Annotated in this window: 2 protein-coding genes; both read left to right on the forward strand. The window is 63.6% G+C overall.

Going from position 1 to position 577, the window contains the following annotated elements:
* Positions 1–246: NAD(P) transhydrogenase subunit alpha part 2 (locus PQQ96_RS42170; protein WP_408303355.1), on the forward strand; the 246-nt coding region annotated here is incomplete at its 5' end.
* Positions 246–577: NAD(P)(+) transhydrogenase (Re/Si-specific) subunit beta (locus PQQ96_RS42175; RefSeq protein ID WP_408303357.1), on the forward strand; the 332-nt coding region annotated here is incomplete at its 3' end. The genes PQQ96_RS42170 and PQQ96_RS42175, both read left to right, overlap by 1 nt.

Consider the following 577-nt stretch of genomic DNA (forward strand, 5'->3'; position numbering starts at 1 on the left):
CCCGCGCTGCACACGCCGCTGATGGCCGTGACCAACGCGATCTCGGCGATCGTGATCGTCGGCGCGATGCTGGCCGCAGGCCTCACGCTGGGCACGCCCGGCAAGTTCTTCGGCACGCTGGCCGTCGCGCTCGCGGCGGTGAACGTGTTCGGCGGATTCCTGGTGACGAGGCGAATGCTGGAGATGTTCAGGAAGAAAGAGCCGAAGAAGCTGATCGCTGACAAGACGGCCAAGGAGAACGCGTAATGAGTCTGAACGTCGTCACGCTGCTTTATCTGGTCGCGTCGGTCTGTTTCATTCAGGCGCTCAAGGGGCTGTCAAATCCGAAGACGGCGCGCACCGGCAACACCTTCGGCATGGTCGGGATGGCGATTGCCATTCTTACGACCATTGCGCTGATCGTTAAGCAGGCCGCCGGGCTCGGCTCGAATCTGGCGCTCGGACTCGGCCTGCTGTTTGCCGCGCTGATTGTCGGCGGCGCGATCGGCGCGTTCGTCGCGGCGCGCGTCGAGATGACCAAGATGCCGGAACTGGTCGCGGCGATGCACTCGCTGATCGGTCTTGCCGCTGTCTGTAT

The sequence above is a fragment of the Paraburkholderia sediminicola genome, assembly GCF_046027825.1.
Classification (GTDB): Bacteria; Pseudomonadota; Gammaproteobacteria; order Burkholderiales; family Burkholderiaceae; genus Paraburkholderia; species Paraburkholderia sediminicola_D.